This window comes from Paraburkholderia sp. GW821-FHT02A12, from assembly GCF_059422005.1.
The window spans coordinates 2,383,063-2,403,332 of the sequence record NZ_JBWKWA010000001.1 but is presented as its reverse complement, the minus strand read 5'-3'; the positions used below and the strand labels follow the sequence as shown (position 1 = coordinate 2,403,332).

The following is a 20,270-nucleotide window of genomic DNA, read 5'->3' as shown; positions in this document are numbered from 1 at the left end:
GGTCGACCTATGACTCGTTCAAGCAAACGTTCTCATCGGATGGAAACGCGTTTCATCACATCAGCGAGGCCGTGAATGCGCTCGCTTCGTTGCAGGGCGCGCCGTCGCAGTTGCTCAATACCGGCATCGCACAGATACCACTGCTCGACAAGATGCCGGGGATGCCGGCTGCCGTCATCGGCGCCCCGCATCTCGGCACGCCGCATGCACACAGTCACCCGCCGAGCAACGGCCTTCCGTTACAGAGCATGGGCATGACGATCGGCAGTGGCTGCGTGAGCGTGCTGATCGGCGGCATGCCGGCGGCCCGCGTGCAGGACATCGGCATCGCGCCGACGTGCGGCGGGCTGACGCCTTATTTCGACATTCAAACGGGTTCGAGCAATACGTTTATCGGCGGGATGCGTGCCGCGCGCATGGGGATCGACATGACGCGGCACTGTAATCCGATGGGGCATGCGGGGAAGTCCGGCGAAGAAGCGGAGAGCGCTGCGGAGAAAGGCGAGCAAGCCGCGAGCGAGGCCGCCGAGGTGACGAGCCGGGCACGCTGGATGGGGCGTGCGGGCAAGGCATGGAAAGTCGGCAATGCGGCGGTCGGGCCGGGGGCCGGTGTGGCGAGCGCAGCCGATGACGTGTCGCAAGGGGAGGATCTGGCTGCCGCGATGATGGTCGCGCAGACCGCTGCGGATCTCGGGGTGATGCTGCTGAGCAACCTGATGGGCAAGGATCCGGGTATCGAGCCGAGCATGGGCATGCTGATGGACGGCAACCAGACGGTGCTGATCGGCGGGTTTCCGGTGCCGGATTCGCAGGTGATGTGGCATGGCGTCAAGCATGGGATCGGGAAGAAAGTCAGAGCCCGAAGAGCGGCTGGGCAGAAAGAAGCCGGCCCGTGCAGGGATGGACATCCGGTCGATGTGGTCAGAGGCACGGCCGAGAATGAATTCGTCGACTATGAGGCGAGCGCGGCACCCGCATTCAAATGGGAGCGCTATTACTGCAGTGGCTGGAGCGATGAAAACGGCGCCCTGGGCTTCGGTTTTCGTCACAACTTCCAGCATGAACTGCATTTTCGGCGCACGCGCGCGATATACGTCGATGGTCTTCACCGTGAATACCTGTTTCGCAGAAACAAGGACGGCCGCTACGAGGGCGTGTTTGCGGGCTACGAATTGGAGCAGCGCGATGCGAACCACTTCGTGCTGTGGCACGAGGGGCTTGGGAATCTGGGCTTCGAGCGCGACAGCGAAGCGGGCTCATCGGCCCGGCCCGTGAGCCATGTTCGCGATGGCGTACGGAGCGTCTTTCACTATGCCAGCACTGGCGCCCTGCAGAACATCAGCCAGGCCGACGAGCGCGGCAACGTCCGACAGGTAATCCACTTCGTCCACGATAGTCTCGGTCGTATCGTGGAGATCCACCTGACCGGCTCAAGTGGCGTCACGCAGTGTATCGCGCGCTATGAGTATGACGCGGCCGGCTGCCTCACGGCTATTGCCGACCCGCTTGGCGCGGTGATTTCGCACGGGTATGACGGCCAGCGCCGGATGGTCCGGGAAACGGACGCCAACGGCTATTCGTTCTTCTACAAGTACGACAGCGAGGGCCGCTGCATCGAGAGCGTCGGCCAGGACGGGCTGTGGCACGTGGCGCTCGACTATCAGCCGGGCCGCACGGTGGTGACGCGCGCCGACGGTGGCAAATGGACCTTCCTGTACGACGAGGCGCGCACGGTGACACGCATTGTCGATCCGTATGGCGGGGCGACCGAGCGCGTGACCGGCGACGACGGCCGCATCCTGCGCGAGATCGATTCGGGCGGACGCGTGATGCGCTGGCTCTATGACGGGCGCGGGCGCAACACCGGACGGATGGACCGCTGGGGCAACCGCTGGCCGACGCGGGACGAGGCGCCGGTCTTGCCCAATCCGTTGGCGCACACCGTACCCGGAACGCCGCTGGGCCTGCAATGGGGGGATGTCAAGCAGGCAGATCTGGCCGATACGGTGCTGCTGCCGGCGGAAATAACGGGAATTGCCGCGACGGTCTTCGCCCGGAACGCCCCCACGTTCGAGGGAGCCGAACAACGCGATGCCGCGGGACGGGTGATCTCCCGCACCGACGGATATGGGCACACTGAACGCTTTCAACACGACGCCGCCGGGAATGTGCTGCGGCTTCGCGACAAGGACGGCTGCGAGTACCGCTACAACGTTGCGTCGTGGAACCTGCGGGCGAGCGAGACGGATCCGCTCGGCAACACGATCCGTTACGGCTACACGTCCAGGGAGATGATCGAGGCGATCGCCGATGCGAACGGCAACGAAAGCGCGTACACGTATGACCGCAAGAGCCGGATTACCAGCGTCAAACGCCATGGCACGCTGCGCGAAACCTACGCATACGATGTTGGCGACCGGCTGATCGAAAAGCGCGACGGTGATGGTAACGTGCTGCTGCGCTTCGAGGTCGCGGAAAATGGGCTGTACCGGAGGCGCATCCTCGCGAGTGGCGAAAAGCACACCTATGAATACGACGCGCGCGGAAATATCACGAGCGCATCGACGGACAGGTTCGACGTCAGGCTGGCTTACGATGCAGCCGGCCGTCGCACCGGGGACAAGCGCAATGGATGCGGTATCGAGCACAGCTTCGTCGGTGGACGCCTCGCGAGCACTACGTACTTCGAGCGCTTCGTCGTGCGCTACGAAACGGGCTCGGCCGGCGATGTGGTGATTCATACGCCGAGCGGGGGCATCCATCGGCTTCAGCGCGCAGCGGACGGCACGGTTCTGCTGCGCTTGGGCAACCGCACCAATGTGCAGTACGGGTTCGATGCAAACGGTCGGTGCACCGGGCGGCTGACCTGGCCGGAGGGCCGCACGACAGAGATCCGTTGCGTGCAATACCAGTACAGCGCGATGGGCGAACTGCGGCGTGTGATCGATAGCACGGGCGGCACCACAGAGTATCAATACGATGCCGCGCATCGACTGGTCGGCGAGCGTCGCGATGGGTGGTCCGTGCGGCATTTCGAATACGACCGTGGCGGCAACCTGTTGTCGACGCCGACGTGCCAGTGGATGCGCTATGCCGAGGGCAACCGGCTTTCGACCGCCGCGTGTGGTGCGTTTCGCTACAACAGCCGCAATCACCTGGCCGAGCAGATCGGCGAGAACGACCGTCGCACGACCTATCGCTACGACAGCATGGATCTGCTGGTGCAGGTGAAGTGGAGCGATCGGGGCGACATATGGACGGCGGACTATGATGGGCTGTGCCGCCGGGTTTGCAAAGCCATGAACGGGCGGCAAACAGACTTTTACTGGGACGGGGACAGGCTGGCGGCCGAAAAAGGACCGGACGGGCAGTTACGGATATACCTGTATGTGAACCAGGAGGCGTTCCTGCCTTTCATGTTCATCGATTACCCGGCCGCAGACGCATCGCCCGAATCGGGGCAAGCGTACTTCGTTGTCTGCAATCAGGCCGGGTTGCCGGAATGGGTAGAAGATGCTGCTCGACGAGTGGCTTGGCGGGCCGCCGAGATTGATCCGTATGGGCTGATTTACGCTACCACGGGCAATGTTGTCGATTATGTGCTTCGCTGGCCCGGGCATTACTATGACCACGAGACTGGACTGCACTATAACCGATTCAGATCGTATCATCCGGGATTGGGGCGATATTTGCAATCGGACCCAGCTGGACAGTACGGTGGGATTCATCTGTACGCGTACGCCTGCAACCCGACAATTAATGTCGATGTCTTGGGGCTCAGGTGCCAGAACCCGGACCATCCCGATGATTGCGACGGCAAGGGGCCGGAACATGAACATCCGGGGTTGCCCAGGCTTTACAGAGGAGCGCCCCTGGGCGGGGTCAACGAGCTACATATAGTTGACGATCCGAGATTAGTCGTAGACATGCCGTTCGTCGGCGTGCACGCGCCGCAGTATAAGCGGAACGCTGCTGGATGGCTTCGAGACCTCCGGTATTATTGGGACGAGATAAAGGTTAGGCATCCGGAAGCGTTCAGCCCCTTCAATTCAAGAATTTTGAATGGCGAAATTACGTTAAAGCGCAAAGATGGAACTCCTTATACACCATTGTCCCCAAAAAATGATCCGATTTTTAGATCGGTATTTACGCAGTTTGATGTTGTGGGATTGCGCGGGCATATGCTGGTGCATCACCATATAGGCGGTGGAGGGCAAGCGGTAGGGATCCCTAAGCCTCTGCATCCGGGCTTTGGTGGTATTCATAACACCGAAAAGGAGCTTGGTATCTGGGGGGGCGAAGACCACATTGCGGAATTGCTGCAACAATTCATTTGACTCCAACAAGCTGTAAGATCCAATACGAGCAGGATATACCTACAGGTGGCATATGATAAAGGAAAATAGCGTAAGAGAGGCGTTGCGGCCGTATTTTAAACAATTCGATACGCTGGATGATGAGCGGCTACCTAAGATGCCTGTACTAGATGGTGCGACACCAGGCATCTTTGTTGGGGCCGAGGAGAACGGCTGGGTCAGATGGAGGCCAAGGGAAAAGGACGAGTTTTTTGATCTTGGTGAGCTCGAAAGCAATGCAAAAATATCCATTCAGCAATCGATCAAGGATTTCATGAATTCATGGTGGTTTGGTGATCTCGAGGTGCAGTTCGGGAAAAATCGGTTTGCAATTAATCCAATCGTCCCAGGGAATTACAGGGCTGATTTTTATTCCCGCCTGCTTGGTTACAAACGCGCGCATCAAGGGAGGCTGGAGTATGTCCCGATAGGCATCTGCGTGATAACAGGAGATCTTCTTGTGGTTGAGATCAAGTCTGGCAAGGTGTGTGCAGAGGAATTTGAGGCGGGTGAGTATCGAGTGATTAGCAACGATCTAGGGGAATTCTTCGAGGCGGGAAATTGACGATACTGCGGAGCAGACTTCGCGACCTCGGCAAGGCGACTGGCAGAATTAGCGGGCATACCTGCGGCAAACCACCGTTTGCCGCGCCTGAGAATGCTGTCCGCCTGAACGGCGCGACGCTTGTCGCACCGACGTCGTCGTCCCACCAGCCAGAGGACACCTGGGCATAAGCGATGCCGGTGCCCGCCAAGCACCAGAGCAGATCGATCCGGAACGAGGACTCGCGCCCGTTTTCCTCGAGAGGCCGCCGGCCACGCATCCTGAAGCCGAACTTGGCAATCGCGGCCAGCAGCAGCACATTTGCCGCAACTACGTCGAGAAACCAGAAAGTAAAGTGCCGCGAAATACCCGGTAGTCGCCATCGCAAGCTGCAGCATCGCGGTCCACCTCCGCATTCATTTTCCACCCCCGCACTGTGTTTCAGAACGGCCGGCGGGCCCGTTGCGTCAATTCGGGAAAATCTCCTGCCCGATGTCTGTTGCCAAACGATCCTCCGATGGACTACTTTGCTTGAATGACGCGAGCTTTCGCGGCGCAGCGCTTTCACCACGGAGTACAACAATGCTGGAGACACGGTTTCGTATCAAAACGCCACGATGCTCCCACGCTTTCGCTGTCACCACTACCGCCACCGCCGCCGTGGTCACACTCGCATTCGCCGCGAGCACGGTCTACGCTGCAACCCCAACGGCCTACGTGACAAGCGAGAAGGCAGGTGTCGGCGTGATCGATCTGGATCAGATGACGCTGACAAAGACGTTGCCGGTCGGCGCTGACGGTCCGCGCGGCCTGAGTCTGAATCCGGACGGCACACGGCTTCTGGTGGCCAACAAGAATACCGGCGACCTGGCGGTTATCGACACGGCTTCGGGTCAGGTCGTGCAGCGCGTGAAGATCGGCAAGAACCCCGAATATGTGCGCGTGCACAACGGCTACGCGTACGTGACCTACGAGCCCGGCGACGAGGGCGGCCCGCCCGCGGCCAACAGCAAACCGGGTGCCGACGACGATGACGCCAGCAAGCCGCCCGCGGAAATCGCGATCGTCGATATGAAGACATGGCGCGTGATACGTTCGGTGACGAGCGGCCACGAAACCGAAGGCATCGAATTTTCACGCGACGGCAAGACGATGCTCGTCACCAACGAGGGCGACGATACGGTCTCCGTCTATCACGCCCGCACGGGCGCGCCGGTCAGAACCGTGAAGCTCGCGGCAGGCGGCCGTCCGCGCGGCATCCGCTTGTCGCCCGACGGCAAGGACTACGTGGTCACGCTCGAATCGCTGAGCAAGTTCGTGGTGATCGATGCGCGCACGTTCCAGGTGGTCAAGACCGTCGATACGAAACTCGGGCCGTATGGCGTGGCGTTCGGTCCCGACGGCCAGCGGCTCTTCGTCGCCGCGGCGCGCGACAAGACGGTCCAGGTTTTCGACGGACACAGCTACGAGCATGTCGCCGACGTACCGGTCGGACAGCGCTGCTGGCACTTCAGCTTTACGCCGGACGGCGCGAAGCTGCTGGTAGCATGCGGGCGCTCCGATGCGGTCTACGTAGTCGACGCGCGGAACTACCAGCCAATCAAGCAGATCGGCGAACTGCCGCTCGCATGGGGCATCGTCACCTATCCGCATAGCGACGGCTCGATCGAGTCGCATTGATCGTCCGTCGCCGCCTGCCGGGAACGACAGCGTGGTGTCAACGTCGGTATAGCGGAGATGTCTCCCGCTGCCATGGTCAGCCTTCTGTGTGGCCGTGGCCATCCGGCTGGCCGCCCGACCGGGCGGCCGCCAGCCTGCGCGAGTTGGCGTCGTTGCGAAACAGGATCGGCTGCTCGCGCGGTTCGACTGCCGCGGCCGCGCGGCGCACCACGTTCACCACCGTGTCATGCGACGGCGACTTGTCGCAGACGGGGTCGGCGTTGGCCGCATCGCCGGTGAGCAGATAGGCCTGACAGCGGCAGCCGCCGAGATCGCGTTCCTTTTCGTCGCAACTGCGGCAGGGCTCCTTCATCCAGGCGAGACCGCGAAAGCGGTTGAACGCGTCGCTCTCGTACCAGATTTCGCGCAGCGGTGTCTCTTTCACGTTCGGCAGCACGAGTCCGGGCAGACTCCGTGCGGCGTGGCAGGGCAGCGCCGCGCCGTCCGGGGCGACGCCGAGAAAGACCGCGCCCCAGCCATTCATGCAGCGCTTCGGGCGTCGTTCGAAATAGTCCGGTACGACGAAGAAGATCTTGCAGCGCTCGCCCTGCGTGCGGCGGTATTGCTCGACCACTGCCTCGGCTTCTTCGAGCTGTTCACGCGTCGGCATCAACTGCGCTTCGTTGTGATGCGCCCAGCCGTAGTACTGCGTATTCGCGAGCTCCAGATATTCGGCGCCCATCGCGAGCGCCATGTCGATGATCTTGTCGACGTGCGGCAGGTTGTAGCGATGCAGCACGCAGTTGAGCACCATCGGAAAGCCGTGCTGTTTGATCGATGCGGCAACGCGCTGTTTCAGGTCGAAGGTGCGGGTGCTGCTCAGAAAGTCATTCAGTTCCTGGGTCGAATCCTGGAACGACAGCTGGATATGATCGAGACCGGCCGCCTTCAGGTCGCCGAGGCGCTTGTCGGTCAGGCCGACCCCCGATGTAATCAGGTTGGTGTAAAAACCAAGCTTGCGCGCTTCGCCGACCAGCACTTCGAGATCGTCGCGCACGAGAGGCTCGCCGCCCGAAAACCCCAGTTGCGCGGCGCCGAGCGCGCGCGCCTCACGCAGCACGCCGATCCATTGTTCTGTGCTGAGTTCGCGGCTGTGATCCGTATAGTCGACCGGGTTGTAGCAGAACGCGCAGTGCAGCGGACAACGATAAGTCAGTTCCGCGAGCAGCCAGAGCGGCGGCGCCACGCCAGTTGGGGCCGCTTGAGACTGTGCGTCGGCACCGGCTTGCGAGAGATCCGTCATGGCGCTACTCCAGCCAGCCGCGCAACAGCGCGTCGGCCACGAACGCACGCACTTCGGGACCGAGCCCGGTCGTGTTGAACGCCTGTTCCAGGTCGGCGATCAGTGCGTGCATATCGCGCGTGCCGTCGCAACGTTTGAGGATTTCCGCCGCGCTCTGATTGAGCTTCACCATGCCTTCGGGGTAGAGCAGCACGTGAGCGTTCTGAGCGGGCTCCCATTGCAGACGAAAGAGCTTGCTGATCGTCGGACGATCGGCGGTGGGCACGGCGCCGCCGGCGCGTGGCAGGTCGTTCATTGCGGGAAGGCCTTTTCGATCGAGTCCAGCATGGTCCACAGGATGTCGAGCTTGAATTGCAGAATCTCGAGCGCGCGTTCCTGCTGTTCGCGCCGTGTGAAATGATCGAGCGTGACAGCGAGTCCGTGCTGCACGTCGCGCTGCGCCAGCGAAATGCGCGAGCGGAAATACGCAAGACCAGAAGGCTCGATCCACGGATAGTGTTCCGGCCAGCTCGCGAGCCGGTCGCGGTGAACCTGCGGCGCGAACATTTCGGTGAGCGACGAGCACACCGCTTCCTGCCACGGCGCGCGACGGGCGAAGTTCACGTAGGCATCGACGGCGAAGCGCACGCCCGGCGTCACCTGCTTCAGCGACCACAGGTCGGCACGCGACAAGCCAACCGCGTCGGCAAGACGCGCCCATGTTTCGATGCCGCCTTCCTCGTCGCCATAGCCGTCGTGGTCGAGAATGCGCAGCACCCAGCGGCGGCGCGTTTCACGGTCCGGACAGTTGGAGAGGATCGCCGCATCCTTCAGCGGAATATTGATCTGATAGTAGAAGCGGTTGGCGACCCAGCCGCGAATCTGTTCGCGCGAGCAGCCGCCGCTATTCATCTTCACGTTGAACGGATGATGGATATGGTAGGCCGTGCCCTTGGCGCGCAACTGGGCTTCGAATTCTTCACGGGTCCAGGCGGGCCGGTCGTCGCGTCCGGTCGTCTGCGCATCCCTCGGCGGCGCCGTGCCTAAGGTGTCTTTCGCGTTCATGCCGTCTCCGTTTTTTGCTTCATGGCCACGTTTTTTAACGGGTGTTTCGTAGCCCCATTTCATCGCCACACTTCATATGTCGAATGTCATTCCATCGTAGGCCACTTCGATGCCGTGTTCGGTCAGGATGCGCCGCTCGGGGCCATCCTCGACCAGAATCGGATTCGTGTTGTTGATATGGATGAGCACCTTGCGGACGTTGCGCGCCACAAGCGAGTCCAGCACTTCGATCATGCCGCCCGGGCCGGACTGCTGCAGATGGCCCATATCCGCCGCGGTTTTCTTCGACAGACCCAGTCGGATCATTTCATCGCCGGTCCACAGCGTGCCGTCGACGAGCAGCAGATCCGCCTCGCGCATCGCCGCGAGCACATGTGCTTCGATAGCACCGAGCCCCGGCGCGTAGAACACGCGCTTGCCGGTCTGCTGGTTAGTGAAGACGAGTCCGATGCTGTCGCCGCGCTCGGGTGCGTTGCGATGCGGCGAGTAGGGCGGCGCCTTGCTCGACAGCGGCAGCGCATCGATCTGCACGCCGTTCAGCGCGGCGACGGCCAGCGGCGCACCGTCGAGCGCGATGCGGTGATGCTCGACGCCGCAATAGTGCGCGAGGATCGGCGCGACCGGAAAGCCGCTGCACAGGTCCTGCCAAACCGCATCGGTAGCGTAGAGCGGCAGCGGCGTGTCGCGCTCGCGCAGCATCAGGAGGCCGGTGACGTGATCGATCTGCGCGTCGATGACCAGCACCGCGGCAATGCCGCTATCGCGCGCGCGGCGGGCCGGCTGCAGTTCCGGGTTGGCGGCGATCTGCGCGAGCAGATCGGGTGACGCATTGACGAGCAGCCAGTCCTCGCCGTTCGCGCTGACCGCGATCGACGATTGCGTTCGGCGCGTCGCCTTTAACGAGCCGCGCCGCACGCCGTCGCAATTGCGGCAATTGCAGTTCCATTGCGGGAAGCCACCGCCCGCCGACGAGCCGAGTACCTTGATCTTCATGCCGCGCTGGTGTGAGGCGGGCTGTGAAGCGGGGTGTGAAGCGCGCCGCGTCATGGCAGCATCCTCGCAAGCAGATTGTCGCGATCGATCAACTGATGCTTGAGCACGCCCGCCACGTGCAGCGCAATCAGCGCGATCAGCGCGTAGCCGAGGGCCTCGTGAATGCCGAAGAAGAGTCCGCGTAAACCCGCATCGTCCCAGCCCCATTTCGGCAGCGGGATACCCCAGAATCGCGTCCCATAACGATTGAACGACGAGCCGAGATAGCCGCACAGCGGCATTGCGACCATGGCTACGTATAAAAGGCCCTGCGTAGTGCGCGCGGCGGCGCGTTGCCACGGTCGCATCGGCGGCAAGGGCGGCCGGTGGAGGGCCACACGCGCCATGATGCGCAGAAGCACCAGCAGGAAAACCGTCAGTCCGAGCGACTTGTGAAGGTTGATCAATGTCGCTTTGACAGGCAAACCCTTCGGCAGTCCGACCATATAGAGTCCGAGCGCGAGCAGGCCGATGATGCCGAGCGCGATCAGCCAATGCAGGGCAATCATCGAGGCGGCATAGCTCGGCGCGCGTGCGTCGGCGCCTGGCTGTACGTGGGGAGAATGCGCGATCGTCATGCCTGTCTCCTGCCTTATCCGGCGTCTCTGTCGAACACCATGTTACTGCCTGTTCCGTGGGCCGCGCGCGGCTCCGACCCCTAGCCCACGACCAGTATTTCGCCTCGTCCGTCGACCGCGAGGTCGCCCGCGTAGCGCATCGGCAGCCTCGCTGCGTGCCACTGCGAAAAGGGCGCGATTTCGTCGGCGAGACTGCGCACGAGAAGCGCCCAGAATACGTCGAAACCGCGGCCGCCGTCGGTAAAAGTCGGCGGCCAATGCGCGGGCTGTTGCGTGAGCAGGAGCGTGCCACGCCTCATACCGTACGCATAATGCGCGCCCAGTTGACCGGCGACGCCGACAGTCCCGGCCACGAGCCGTGACGCAGCAAATTCGCCCGCATCGCCGCCGACCAGCACGAGGCCGCGGCGCATGCGGTCGGCCAGCCGTGCTCCTGCATTGCCGTGAATCGTCAGCGTGCCGCCCGTCATGCCTTCCATGTCGCCGGCGAGCGCGCCGGCGGTGAAATCACCACTGTCGCCGGTCACCGTCAGCCGGCCGCCACGCATTTCGCAGGCGGTGAAGTGGCCCGCATGGCCGTCAATCTGCAGGACGCCGCCCGCCATCTGGAAACCGCTGTAGTCGCCGGTCGAACCGTGCACGGCGAGGTGGCCATCCGTCATGCGCGCGCCGACGCGATCGAGCCATGGCGCGGCGTTGTCGATCACCAGGCTGGCGTCGGCGTGCGGCGCTTCAGATGCAGCAGCGGTTTCACTGCGCGACACTTCGAACACATCGCCCACGACGCACCTGTCATTGCCCGCAGGCAGAAGAATGCGCTCGATTTCCGCCACGGCCATGGTCGCGAGCGGCACCGGCAGCAAGGCGGACGCATCGACGCGGAAACCGGGGGGTGTCTTCACGCGCAGGGTCGTGCGGCGGCTCATGCGCGGCTCCCGTCGAGGCCCGCTGCGAGGCTATGGAGATGAAAGTGGTAAGGCCCGAGCTTGCCGCCGTAGTTGCCGGCTGAAATCCGCAGCATGCCCGCCGCTCGCCCGAGCCCGGCGGCCGCGGCGATACCGGCGCTCATCGCCGCGCCGACGTCCGCATCGGTGAGCCCGTCGATCACGATTTCAAGCACGCAGCCGACTTCCGCGCTCAGTTCGCTGCGCGCCGAGAGGCCCGTGAGGGTCGGACAGAACGCATCGTTGGTGGACGCGCTCGCCCCTTTGTATTTGGAGCCGACCTTCGATCCCGAACGCACGACGCCGCCCGGAAACGGCATGATCACGTTCGGCAGCCTGCGCATCGCCGTGACTGCGGCCTCGGATGCGGCCAGCGCGGCGTCGATATCGCGCGCCAGCAGGATCAGGTTGCCGCCGCCCACGGCTTTGACGGTGGGCACCGCCTCTTCGCAGACGAACTCTCCGTCCATCACCGGCACGCGCCAGTAACGCGTGTCGCCGAGCATCTTCGAGATCTGCCAGCCGTCGCCGAAAAAGCGTAATCCGCTGCCGAGCGACGCCCGGTCGGAAAGCGGTGCGCGGCTCGTCTGAGGATCGATGCCGCCATACACGGCGGTGGTCGGACACGTGAGCACGCATTGCCCGACGCGCTGTTCGATCTGTCTGGCCAATTCCTTCGAAGACACCGCGAACAGCAGCACCGCGACGCCAGGCCGGCCATCCGGCGTTTCCCCGGCCGCCAGCATTCGCTCGACGCCGGCTTCGCAGCCGCAGCCGATCACCGAGGTCGCGAAACCGGTCAGCGAGTTGGCGGCGTTCATCGCCCACGCCGGCGTATGCGCGGTGATGACGAGCCGGGTCGCCTTCATCGGAAAGGCTTCCGCGAAGGTGGCATCGATCGTGGTGCCGTTGATCTGCAGGGTCGCCGGGTCGCTCATCGTGTGCGGTTCGCCTTGTGATCAGCCGTGCGCGAAACATTCGACGGGCAGCAGCCTGCCGCCGCGACAGCAGTTGCAGACCTCGTCGTCGCTGATGGCGGCATGCGCGAAGTTGCTCGCGAGGTTGGCGTCGCTGTAGGCGCGCAGCGTCTTCTCGATGCCGCGGTCGAATTCGGGCGAGACGAAATGGATGCCGCCCGTCGGCGTGGCGACGAGCGTGCCGTCGCGCGCGACCAGTTCGCCGTCCTTGAACACATAGGCGGGCGACGTGAACATCCGCTCGCGGTCCGGGTCGTCGCGATAGACGGCGACGTCCGCCGCCGCGCCGACGCCCAGATGGCCGCGATCGCGCAGGCCGAGCAGACGTGCCGGTCCTGCTCGCGTGATGATGGCGATCTCGTACAGCGAGAACTCGCGCTGCAGCTGCGGCAACGCGCTCGCCACTTGCGCGTCGGCATTGAGCTTCGCGAGTTGCTCGTCGCGAAACGATTTGTCCATCAGCAAACGGATCAGATGCGGATAGCTCGTAAACGGGCCGCCGTTCGGATGATCGGTCGTCATCGCGACGCGCCACGGGTCGTCGACCAGCAGGAAGATCTCGAGGCCGATGATCCACTGCAGCGCATTCACGTAGCTCTGCTCGCGATAGCGGAACGGCACCACGCCGCAGCCCGCGTCGCATTCGATATCGCCGACCACCCACTTGTGCGGCCGCGCGAGCGGTGTGTTGCGGAACTGCATCATCGTGTCACCGGAGGCCGTGACGGTCTGTCCGAAGATGATCTGGCCGACGTCGATCGACACGTTCGGCCGCGCGTTCACCGCCTCCGCGATCTGGCGCGCGCCCGACGAAAATTTTTGCGGCCCCTCAATGCCATAGCTATGAAACTGGATATGCGTGAGATGGATCGGCAGGCCGTCGGCGGCGTCCATGGTGGCGATTGTCGAATCGATGTTGCCGGGCACGCCGAGATTGCTCGCGTGAACATGCAGCGGATGCGGCACGCGCAGCTCGGTCAACGCGCGCGACAGTGTGTGCAGCACTTCGCGCGGTGTGATGCCGTAGTGCACGTGCGGCTCGTCGACGTTCAGCGAGCGCTGGTTGAACTTGAAGGCGGAGATACCGCCTGGATTGACGACCTTCACGCCGAGTGCCTTGCTCGCGTGGATCGTCCAGCCGATGTAGTCGCGTAGACGCTCGAAGTCGTCGCGTGCGGCGAGCATCTGCAGGAACAGTTCGTCGTTGCCGAGCATCACGTAGGCGCCGTGATCGATGATCGGCGTGTCGCCCATTTCGAGGTGCGTGTGGCGCGCGTTGGACGGCATCATGGCCGGTTCGAATGCGGCCGTGTAGCCCATTTCGGCGTAGCGGTAGCCGGTCGCGAGCGTGCCGGGCGTGCACACGCCGCACGACGGCAGCCTCAGGTAGCGGCCGTTCGCGTCCTGCACCGATTCGTAGGCGGGCTCGCGCACAGGATCGTCACGGTGATCCTCGGGGAGCAGCAGCCGCGACAGATTGGTCTTGCCGCCGCCGATATGCGAGTGCATGTCGATGCCGCCTGCCATCACGATCATGCCGGTGGCGTCGTATTCGCGGTCGGCCGGCGTGCCGGCGGGCACGTCGACGATGCGGCCGTCGCGGATCGCCAGGTCGCGGCGCTCGCCGTCGACGCCGTTTGCCGGATCGAAGATCGTGCCGCCCTTGAGCCGGATGAGACTCATGGCTGCACCTGCGCGGCGGGCTGGGGATGAAGGCGCGCGGTCAATTGCGCCGCGATTGTCGCCACCGTGGGAAGCGCCGCGCCGCGTGCGGCGACGAGCGGTATCACGACCGAGCCGTCGACGCGAAACAGATGGCCGCCGCTATCGATGCCAGGCGTTGCGACGGGAATGAAGACGGTGGCGGCGCCGCGCACTTTTGCGGCTTCCGCTAAAGCGGGATGACCGAGCACGATCGCAGGCACATTCTGATCGAGCGCTTCCGGCCATGCCGGCGGCGCGAAGCTGGCGACCCACAGCAGGGCATCGATCTCGCCGTCGGCGAGCAGTCTGGCGGTGCGATAGCGAGTCGGATCGTGGTCGAGCGGCGCCGTGCCGGCGCTGCGTGCGGGCGCGCAGACACGAGTACGAAGCGGCAGACCCGTGAGCCAGGTCACGGTCTGGTTGACCGTCAATGCGCCATCATCGCCGCCGAGCGCGAGACAGCCCGCACGTGCGGTGCGATTGGCCGCCTTGACGATCCGGTTCAATGCTTCGATGAGCAGCGCCGCATGCGGGCCGGGCAGCGCGGCGGGCTCGTAGACGAGCACGGTGTAACGCGCGGCGGCGATACGCGCCTGCAACGTGGAGAGTGTTTCTGCCGCGCCCGTCCCGTTGTCTTGCAACGCGCTCGGCTGACGTCCTTCGCTAAGCGCGGACCAGAGTGCGAGCGTGTCAAAAGGATCGGCGTCCGGAAGAACCGCTTCAATTCGCGCATTCGCTAGGCCTCCCGCAGCCGGGTCGGGCGTGCAGCCGACGAATACCAGCTCACGTGTCTTTTCAGCACCTTCCAGCGCACGCGTGAAGAAGCGCGGATAACGCCGCGAAGGCTGGCAGCCGAAAAACACCAGCAGGTCGGCGCGCGAGCGCACTTCTGAAAGGGTCGTGAAGAACGACCCGCGGTCTTGCAACGCGAGCGTGGCCGCGCTCATCGCATCGCCGTGCAAATGATCGAGGATGGCGCCGCAGCCCGCCGCCAGCGCATATAGCGCACGGGCGCCGGCAACGTCGGTCGTCAGTGCGCCGAACAATGGGCGGCGTGCTGACGACAGTATCCGCGCCGCGTGAGCCAGGGCGGTATCGAGATCCGCGTCGTCTCCGCCGACGCTGTTGCGGCACTGTGCGTCCGAGCCGCCATAGCATGCGAGCGCCTGCGCGAGCCGTGGGCATTCGGTGTTCGGCACAGCGAGCGTGGCGTCGTCATGCGAGTCGACGACGAGGTCGTCGCACAGCAGTGGGCAGAACGGGCAGGTCCAGTCGTGCGTGATCGACGAGGCGGGTGCGTTGGCCGCGGCCGATGAGCTCGTGTTCGATGGATCGATGGGCGAGAGGTGCATGGGCGCACTTTTAGCAAGCTCCATGCCGATTCGACTGTTAGCGCCGTGGCGCCGGTGCGCAACGGATCGCGCGCCGCTTAGGTGGCCTCGAGCTTAAAAGGATCAGTACGGTCGCGGCATGTGCGATGCCCCGCATCGACTGTGTCGGATCCGCGCCGCGTCAGCCTGTCCGCGCCGCACAGGTTGTGCGTCCATCTGGAGCAGAGTGTCACGCGCGGGTACAGCGGCTTGCCGTTTGTTTACATCTGCACGTTGTTCGACGATTGGCATGGAATTTGTATAGCACGCCTACGTGGATTCGAAGAGCGGCGTGCCGATCTGGCGATCATGCAGCGCGGACGCCACCAGCCATGCTGAAGCGCCGGTTCTGGCGGCCGCCGCCATATCGTCGCGATGGCGAATGCCGCCCGCGCCGATCACGGCAGTATGCGCGGGGGCACTGGCACGGATGCGTTCGAACGTGGCGAGGTCGGGGCCGTCGTAGCTGCCGACCTGATCGAGCGTCATCGCGATCACCCTGCGAGGCCACCATGCGGAGGTGCGCTCGAGTGCGATAGCGGTGAGCAGCTGGCCGGCGCGGTGGTCGAGCGAAAGGATCGGCGAGAGCCCGGCGGTTTCGGCGGCGCGCGGCGCGTCGATGTCGTGCAGCGACTCGGTGCCGAACACCGGCACGAGGGTCGCGAGATCGTACGGCGCAGGTTGGCTATGGCTGTTGCGCTTGCCGGTCTCGTCGATACGTTCGAACAGCGAATGCATCGACGCGTAGTCGGCATAGCCCGCGTCGAGCCAGATGTCAGTGCCGGGCAGGGCGGCACGCAATGCAGCGAGCGTCTCGACATGAGCGCCATGCTGCAGGATCGCGCCGAGGTCGGCGATATAGAGCGTGCGTGCGCCGCTTGCAGCAAGCAGCGCACGGGCGATGTGAAGCGGCTCGCTGGTGGCGGCGAGCGACGACTGGATGGGCAGATAGGCCGTCCGTTCGCCGCGCACCGCGCGTACGACGTGGCCGTCGAGCAGATCGAGAACCGGTATCACCTGCATGGGGGCGCGTTCCTTTGACCAAGATCTTTGTCTTTGAGTATCTCACCGGCGGTGGCATCGACCCGGCCCATGCCGGCGCGGGGAGTCTTGCCGACCTGAGCGCGCTGATCGTCGAAGGCCGGGTGATGCGCGACGCACTGGTGACTGACCTGCGCGAACTCGACGGTGTGGAGGTGAGCTTCGCGAGCTCGCGCTTCGAAACCGTCGACCCGGCGCTCACCCATTGTATGGCCGCGCAAGGGGAATCGATGACGGCCTTTGTCGCACGGGCGGCGCGTGAGCACGATTACGCGTGGATCATCGCGCCGGAATGCGACGGCTTGCTGCTGCATCTGTACGACGCGGTGGGCGCGGCGCGTTGGCTCGGCTGCGCGAAAGAAGCGATCCGTGTGGCGTCGAGCAAGAGCGCGACGGCGGCGTGCCTCGTGGCGCATGGCATCGCGACGACGCCCTCTGTCGAACCCGGACAGGCCGACGGGCAGCCAGGCGACCGCCGGGTCGCCGGCCGCCAGACCGCCGGCCGCCGGACCGCCGGCCGCCGGACCGCCGGCCGCCGGATCGCCGGCCGCTGGGTCGTGAAACCGGACGACGGCGCGGGCGGTCTCGATACCTTCGTGTTCGACAACTTTGCGGACGCCTGCGCCGAATACGAGGCACGCGCGGCCGCCGCGCGCAATCCGGTGCTGCAGGCATGGGTCGACGGCGAGCCGCTCAGCCTTTCGCTGATCTGCCATGGCGAGCGCGTCGAACTCATCAGCATCAACCGGCAGCAAATCGGCTTGAGCGGAGGCAAGGCGCCGGGGCAGCACCCGCGCATCGTCGAATTCGATGGCGTGACGGTCAACCAGATCGATCCGGCTGGCGACCAGGGCCGCACGCTCGGCGCGCTCGCGCAGCGGGTGGCGAAGGCGATGCCGGGCCTGCGCGGCTTTGTCGGCATCGACGTGGTGTGGCATCCGTTGCGCGGGCCGGTGGTGATCGAGGTCAATCCGCGTCTGACGGTTGCGTATGCCGGCCTGTCCGCGGCGCTCGGCGGCAATCTCGCGCCCGCATTGCTGGCGGCGCATGGGGTGCGGGTTGACCGATCCGCAGCGGCGACGCGCACGTTCGGGTCGCAGCCGACCTGTGGAGCCCAGCCATGAGCGCCGCGCGCATCACGCATGCATGCCCCGCGGCGGCCGCTGGCGCGGCGGTATTCGGCTGGGATGTCGGCGGCGCGCATGTGAAGGTGTCGATGACCGAGGCCGGCGGCGCCGTGCTCGATGTCGCGCAATGGGCGTGTCCGCTGTGGCAGGGCCTCGACCATCTTGAGCGGACCATCGACCTCGTCTTCGAGCGCTGGCCGGCCGCGAAGACGTACGCCGCGCAGCACGCGGTGACGATGACTGGCGAGATGGTCGACCTTTTCGAGGACCGCGCGCAAGGCGTGCGGGCGATCGCCGCCGCGCTGGCGCAGCGGCTCGGACCGCGGTTGCGTTTCTATGCGGGCGACGCCGGCTGGTTCACGCCGCAGGCATGCGCGGCCGGTTGGCGCAGCGTCGCCTCGGCGAACTGGCTCGCTACCGCGCGCTGGGTCGCGACACGCGTCCCCGATGCGCTGCTCATCGACATCGGCAGCACGACCACCGACATCATTCCGATCGCGGGCGGCCGTGTCGTCGCGCGTGCCGCGACCGATGCCGGGCGGCTCGGCACCGGCGAACTCGTCTACCAGGGTGTCGTGCGCACGCCGTTGTGCGGTATCGCGCATCGCATCGAATTCGAAGGGGCGGCCGTCAACGTGATGAACGAATGGTTTGCGACCACGGCGGACATCTACCGGCTCACAGGTGAACTGGCGCCGCAGTACGACCTGTATCCGAGCGCCGACCATGGGCCGAAGACGGAAAGCGCAAGCCGAACGCGGCTCGCGCGGATGATCGGCCGGGATGCTCATGAAACGAGTCCCGTCGAATGGCGCGGGTTCGCGCTGCGCTGGCGCGAGCTGCAGTTGCGCGAGATCGGCGTCAATCTGGCGCGCGTGACGGCGGCCCACCCAGGGCTCGCCGCCGCGCCGCTGGTGGGCGCAGGCTGCGGGCGTTTTCTCGCGGCGGCGCTGGCGCGCGAAGAGGCGCGCGGCTACATCGATTTCGGCACGCTGGCAGGTGTGCCGGCAAGTCGATCGGAGTGGGCCGCGACGTGCGCGCCGAGTGTGGCGGTGGCATTACTGGCGGCGATCCGCGATAGGGACGCCGACGCTGATAGCCGCAGCGCGACATCGCGGGCGGCTTGAGTCATCGGGCAGGCAAACGCGGTTAATCGGAAACGAGCGGAAACGAGGACAACGGTCATGTGGGTGGTCAAGATCGGGGGCAGCCTGAGTCACGAGCCGACGCTGCGCCAGTGGCTCACCGAGCTATGCGAAGTGGGGGGCGGGCGCGTCGTCATCGTGCCCGGCGGTGGCGATTTCGCGGACAAGGTGCGGCAATACCAGAGCGAGTGGCGCTTCGACGATCTCGCCGCGCACAACATGTGTCTGCTCGCCATGACGCAATACGCGATTCTCATGCAAGGGGTATTGCCCGAACTCGTGCTCGCCTCGAGCGAGGCGAAGATCCGCCGCGCGCTGCGCGACGGGCATGTCGCCGTGTGGGTGCCGACCGCGCTGATGCGCGACACGCCCGACGCGATGAGCAACTGGGACACCACCTCCGACAGCCTCGCCGCGTGGCTCTCGACGATGCTCAACGCCGAACGGCTGATCGTGGTGAAGTCATGCCCTATCTCCGAGGACGAGCGGCTCGAGACGCTGGCCGCAACGGGCGTGGTCGACCGGCGTTTCGTCGACTATGTGAACGAAGCCAATTATGTCGTCGAGCTGTTCAACAAGGACAATGTCGCGTTGATGCGCGACCGGCTGCTGAACACGCCGGTGATCTAGCGTTTTGCCGTGGGGGTGGCGCAAACGCTAGCCATGCGTGCGGTCATTCCATGCGGACAACGCCCGACCTGATCGAGTCCGGCGTGGTGCCGGCAGGACCGACATCGCCGGAGCACCGATGCAACGCGGCAGCCCATTGCGCGACGCGTTGCGGATCGAGTCGCGAGCGTCGTCCATCGACGCATAACGCCGTGCGAAAACCCGCCACATCCGGCGCGAGCGCACGGATCTGCTCGAACTGCGCCCAGCCGAGCGAGCCGGCGATGCCGCTCATTGCGCCATGCTCGCGCGTGAGCCGCAGCCACTGGGCGAGCGTGGCGCTATCCACGTGGTCGAACAGTGTGCTGCCGTCCTTGCCGGCGGTGTCGAACATCACGCCTGCAAAGCCGAGCGTGGCCGCATAGGCGACCAGTTCGCCGTCCATGCCGCCGTCGCACAGCAACACCGGCACGACCGCGGCCGGCAGATTGGCCAGTTGTTCGAGGCAGCGCCGTGCAGCCGGTCCGGGCGTCACGCCCACTTTCACATAGTCGATGCCCGCGTCGCTGACTTCGATGACGCGTGCGGCGATCTCGTCGAGCGCGTCCGCCGGCACGTCGCCGATCGTCGCGCTGATCGGCTTGACCGGATAGCGGGCGTGAAGCCGGCGGACGATATGCGTGATGTCGCCGATCGCCAAACCGCCGAGCGCGCCTGCGTTCGGCTCTTTCAGGTCGATCAGTTCGGCGCCGGCCTGGGCGGCCTCGAACGCCTCGTCGTCCGAGCGGACGCTCGCGAGCAATGCAGTCATCGATGTTCTCCGAAAAGACGGGAAAGA

17 protein-coding genes are annotated in these 20,270 nt (G+C 64.7%); 6 read left to right on the top strand and 11 right to left on the bottom strand.

What is annotated here, in order from left to right; translation table 11 throughout:
- Positions 1-71: 71 nt before the first annotated feature.
- The 3 genes from AC07WT_RS10815 to AC07WT_RS10805 all read left to right on the top strand — a co-directional run bounded on the left by AC07WT_RS10815 (position 72) and on the right by AC07WT_RS10805 (position 6,579).
- On the top strand, positions 72-4,337 hold the full coding sequence (locus AC07WT_RS10815; protein ID WP_494947096.1) for an RHS repeat-associated core domain-containing protein: 4,266 nt from the start codon (positions 72-74) through the stop codon (positions 4,335-4,337).
- A 52-nt stretch (positions 4,338-4,389) separates the two neighbouring features.
- Positions 4,390-4,920 (top strand): SecY-interacting protein Syd, encoded by a 531-nt coding sequence (locus AC07WT_RS10810; protein WP_494947095.1) that lies wholly within the window; start codon positions 4,390-4,392, stop codon positions 4,918-4,920.
- A 561-nt stretch (positions 4,921-5,481) separates the two neighbouring features.
- Positions 5,482-6,579: a YVTN family beta-propeller repeat protein gene (locus AC07WT_RS10805; protein ID WP_494947094.1), complete on the top strand. Its 1,098-nt coding sequence runs from the start codon at positions 5,482-5,484 to the stop codon at positions 6,577-6,579.
- 76 nt (positions 6,580-6,655) lie between these two features.
- On the opposite strand, the gene pqqE is transcribed toward AC07WT_RS10805, so the two are convergent.
- The 10 genes from pqqE to AC07WT_RS10755 form a co-directional block, all read right to left on the bottom strand.
- Positions 6,656-7,861 carry a pyrroloquinoline quinone biosynthesis protein PqqE gene (gene pqqE, locus AC07WT_RS10800; protein WP_494947093.1) on the bottom strand — a complete coding sequence of 402 codons (1,206 nt, stop codon included), beginning with the start codon at positions 7,859-7,861 and terminating at the stop codon, positions 6,656-6,658.
- 4 nt (positions 7,862-7,865) lie between these two features.
- Entirely contained in the window at positions 7,866-8,156 is a 291-nt protein-coding gene (gene pqqD, locus AC07WT_RS10795) for a pyrroloquinoline quinone biosynthesis peptide chaperone PqqD (protein ID WP_492594488.1), read from the bottom strand.
- The gene (gene pqqC / locus AC07WT_RS10790; RefSeq protein ID WP_492594489.1) at positions 8,153-8,905 is read right to left on the bottom strand and encodes a pyrroloquinoline-quinone synthase PqqC; all 753 of its coding nucleotides are present in this window, start codon (positions 8,903-8,905) and stop codon (positions 8,153-8,155) included. Before pqqC ends, pqqD begins: the two co-directional genes overlap by 4 nt.
- A gap of 72 nt (positions 8,906-8,977) precedes the next feature.
- The gene (gene pqqB, locus AC07WT_RS10785) at positions 8,978-9,898 is read right to left on the bottom strand and encodes a pyrroloquinoline quinone biosynthesis protein PqqB (RefSeq protein ID WP_494947092.1); all 921 of its coding nucleotides are present in this window, start codon (positions 9,896-9,898) and stop codon (positions 8,978-8,980) included.
- Positions 9,899-9,948: 50 nt separating this feature from the next.
- Positions 9,949-10,515 carry a cytochrome b gene (locus AC07WT_RS10780; RefSeq protein ID WP_494947091.1) on the bottom strand — a complete coding sequence of 189 codons (567 nt, stop codon included), beginning with the start codon at positions 10,513-10,515 and terminating at the stop codon, positions 9,949-9,951.
- A gap of 80 nt (positions 10,516-10,595) precedes the next feature.
- A complete protein-coding gene (locus tag AC07WT_RS10775) occupies positions 10,596-11,441 on the bottom strand; it encodes a formylmethanofuran dehydrogenase subunit C (protein WP_494947090.1) in 846 nt (281 codons plus the stop codon).
- Entirely contained in the window at positions 11,438-12,397 is a 960-nt protein-coding gene (fhcD, locus tag AC07WT_RS10770; protein WP_494947089.1) for a formylmethanofuran--tetrahydromethanopterin N-formyltransferase, read from the bottom strand. The genes AC07WT_RS10775 and fhcD overlap by 4 nt, the downstream gene beginning before the upstream one ends.
- 21 nt (positions 12,398-12,418) lie before the next feature.
- On the bottom strand, positions 12,419-14,119 hold the full coding sequence (locus AC07WT_RS10765; protein WP_494947088.1) for a formylmethanofuran dehydrogenase subunit A: 1,701 nt from the start codon (positions 14,117-14,119) through the stop codon (positions 12,419-12,421).
- A complete protein-coding gene (locus AC07WT_RS10760) occupies positions 14,116-15,492 on the bottom strand; it encodes a molybdopterin-binding domain-containing protein (RefSeq protein WP_494947087.1) in 1,377 nt (458 codons plus the stop codon). The genes AC07WT_RS10765 and AC07WT_RS10760 overlap by 4 nt, the downstream gene beginning before the upstream one ends.
- A gap of 288 nt (positions 15,493-15,780) precedes the next feature.
- Entirely contained in the window at positions 15,781-16,533 is a 753-nt protein-coding gene (locus AC07WT_RS10755; RefSeq protein WP_494947086.1) for a HisA/HisF-related TIM barrel protein, read from the bottom strand.
- Between the two features lie 14 nt (positions 16,534-16,547).
- On the opposite strand from AC07WT_RS10755, the gene AC07WT_RS10750 reads away from it, so the two are divergent.
- The 3 genes from AC07WT_RS10750 to AC07WT_RS10740 are packed head-to-tail and all read left to right on the top strand — an operon-like array spanning position 16,548 to position 19,453.
- Complete coding sequence (locus tag AC07WT_RS10750) at positions 16,548-17,675, top strand: ATP-grasp domain-containing protein (RefSeq protein ID WP_494947085.1); 1,128 nt, start codon at positions 16,548-16,550, stop codon at positions 17,673-17,675.
- On the top strand, positions 17,672-18,805 hold the full coding sequence (locus AC07WT_RS10745; protein ID WP_494947084.1) for a hydantoinase/oxoprolinase family protein: 1,134 nt from the start codon (positions 17,672-17,674) through the stop codon (positions 18,803-18,805). Before AC07WT_RS10750 ends, AC07WT_RS10745 begins: the two co-directional genes overlap by 4 nt.
- Before the next feature lie 57 nt (positions 18,806-18,862).
- Entirely contained in the window at positions 18,863-19,453 is a 591-nt protein-coding gene (locus AC07WT_RS10740; RefSeq protein ID WP_492594499.1) for an amino acid kinase family protein, read from the top strand.
- Between the two features lie 43 nt (positions 19,454-19,496).
- Here the strand turns inward: AC07WT_RS10740 and AC07WT_RS10735 are convergent, their stop codons facing one another.
- Positions 19,497-20,243: a (5-formylfuran-3-yl)methyl phosphate synthase gene (locus AC07WT_RS10735; RefSeq protein WP_494947083.1), complete on the bottom strand. Its 747-nt coding sequence runs from the start codon at positions 20,241-20,243 to the stop codon at positions 19,497-19,499.
- Between the last annotated feature and the right edge of the window lie 27 nt (positions 20,244-20,270).

Coding starts and splice junctions, on each gene's coding strand:
- AC07WT_RS10740 (WP_492594499.1), top strand. CDS start 18,863: ATGTGGGTGGTCAAGATCGGGGGCAGCCTGAGTCACGAGCCGACGCTG.
- pqqC (WP_492594489.1), bottom strand. CDS start 8,905: ATGAACGCGAAAGACACCTTAGGCACGGCGCCGCCGAGGGATGCGCAG.
- pqqB (WP_494947092.1), bottom strand. CDS start 9,898: ATGAAGATCAAGGTACTCGGCTCGTCGGCGGGCGGTGGCTTCCCGCAA.
- AC07WT_RS10745 (WP_494947084.1), top strand. CDS start 17,672: ATGAGCGCCGCGCGCATCACGCATGCATGCCCCGCGGCGGCCGCTGGC.
- AC07WT_RS10760 (WP_494947087.1), bottom strand. CDS start 15,492: ATGCACCTCTCGCCCATCGATCCATCGAACACGAGCTCATCGGCCGCG.
- AC07WT_RS10780 (WP_494947091.1), bottom strand. CDS start 10,515: ATGACGATCGCGCATTCTCCCCACGTACAGCCAGGCGCCGACGCACGC.
- AC07WT_RS10810 (WP_494947095.1), top strand. CDS start 4,390: ATGATAAAGGAAAATAGCGTAAGAGAGGCGTTGCGGCCGTATTTTAAA.
- fhcD (WP_494947089.1), bottom strand. CDS start 12,397: ATGAGCGACCCGGCGACCCTGCAGATCAACGGCACCACGATCGATGCC.
- AC07WT_RS10755 (WP_494947086.1), bottom strand. CDS start 16,533: ATGCAGGTGATACCGGTTCTCGATCTGCTCGACGGCCACGTCGTACGC.
- AC07WT_RS10765 (WP_494947088.1), bottom strand. CDS start 14,119: ATGAGTCTCATCCGGCTCAAGGGCGGCACGATCTTCGATCCGGCAAAC.
- AC07WT_RS10775 (WP_494947090.1), bottom strand. CDS start 11,441: ATGAGCCGCCGCACGACCCTGCGCGTGAAGACACCCCCCGGTTTCCGC.
- pqqE (WP_494947093.1), bottom strand. CDS start 7,861: ATGACGGATCTCTCGCAAGCCGGTGCCGACGCACAGTCTCAAGCGGCC.
- AC07WT_RS10805 (WP_494947094.1), top strand. CDS start 5,482: ATGCTGGAGACACGGTTTCGTATCAAAACGCCACGATGCTCCCACGCT.
- pqqD (WP_492594488.1), bottom strand. CDS start 8,156: ATGAACGACCTGCCACGCGCCGGCGGCGCCGTGCCCACCGCCGATCGT.
- AC07WT_RS10735 (WP_494947083.1), bottom strand. CDS start 20,243: ATGACTGCATTGCTCGCGAGCGTCCGCTCGGACGACGAGGCGTTCGAG.